This window comes from Arthrobacter sp. SIMBA_036 (assembly GCF_046535135.1).
Taxonomy (GTDB): Bacteria; Actinomycetota; Actinomycetes; order Actinomycetales; family Micrococcaceae; genus Arthrobacter.
Genome location: NZ_JAWRXG010000035.1, coordinates 1 through 1,277, shown reverse-complemented (window position 1 = coordinate 1,277; position 1,277 = coordinate 1). Strand labels below are relative to the sequence as shown.

The 1,277-nt window shown below is 61.9% G+C and carries 1 protein-coding gene; it reads right to left on the bottom strand.

Annotated elements, in window-relative coordinates:
- Nucleotides 1–43: 43 nt before the first annotated feature.
- Nucleotides 44–1,206, bottom strand: a protein-coding gene (locus SB659_RS19010; RefSeq protein WP_410551514.1) for an IS3 family transposase whose coding sequence is annotated in 2 segments (ribosomal slippage) — nucleotides 44–925 and nucleotides 928–1,206 — 1,161 coding nt in all. Because the reading frame shifts where the segments join, the coding sequence is not laid out codon by codon here.
- Between the last annotated feature and the right edge of the window lie 71 nt (nucleotides 1,207–1,277).

Genomic DNA, 1,277 nt, shown 5'->3' with positions numbered 1-1,277 from the left:
GGGACTGCTGAAGGTTTAGTTGACAGCTGGGGTTGATATTTTCTTACGTGGCTGAGGCCGCGTTTTTTATTGTCTCAAACTCGATGGGTGTCAGCCGTCCGAGGGCGCGTTGACGGCGTTTGCGGTGGTAGCTGCGCTCGATCCACGTCGTGATGGCCAGCCGGAGCTCCGCCCGAGTGTCCCATCGTTTCCGGTTCAGGACGTTCTTTTGAAGCAGGGAGAAGAACGATTCCATCGCTGCATTGTCACCGCATGCCCCTACCCGGCCCATCGATCCGTGCAGGCCGTAGGTGTTCAGGGCCAGGACGAACTTTCTGGATCTGAACTGGGACCCGCGATCGCTATGGACCACCGTGCCCGCCGGTTTCCTAAGGGCCACGGCGTGGTCCAGGGCGGCAACGGCCAGGGACGCTTTCATCCGCCCGTCCATCGAGTACCCGACGATCCGGTTCGAATGCAGGTCCTTGATCGCGCACAGGTACAGCTTTCCCTCCCCGGTGTGGTGCTCGGTGATGTCCGTGAGCCATTTCCGGTTCGGTGCCGTGGCGCTGAAATCCCGTTCGATGAGGTCATCGTGGACCGGCGGGCCGGCCTTGAGCCCTGACCGGCGCCGGCGGTGGATAACCGAGAGGATGCCGTTCTGGGAGCACAGCCGCCAGATCCGGCGTTCGCTGGCGGCCGGGCCGGGACCGGCGTTGATCTCATCGGCGATGAACCGGTATCCGAAGGCAGGATCGTCGCGGTGGTGGTTGATGGCGGCGTTGATCAAGTGGGCTTCTTCCCAGTCCCGGGCGGGGACGGGGTTGGCGGCCCACTGGTAGTAGGCCTGTCTGGAGAAATTCAGTACCCGGCAGGACACTGCCACTGGAACCCTGATCGGGGCGTCCCTGGCAGCCAACTCGCGGACCAGCGGGTACATCATTTTTTTGGATTGATGTCCCGGGACAGGTAGGCCACGGCACGGCGCATGACTTCGGCTTCCTGTTCCAGGAGCCGGATGCGTTTGTTGGCCTCCCGCAGCTTCGCGGCGTCATCGGACACGGCACCGGCCATAACACCGTCTTCTCTGTCGGCGATCTTCATCCAGCGGTGCAGGGCAGCGGGTGAGACACCGAAATCCTTGGCGATCTGCGTGATGGGCGCTTCGCCCTTACGGGCAACCGCAACGACATCGCGGCGGAACTCTTCGGGAAAGGCTTTGGGCATGATGAACATCCTTCCACCCGCAAGGATCAAATCCTCACAGGCAAAGTGTCAATCAAACCTTCAGCAGTCCC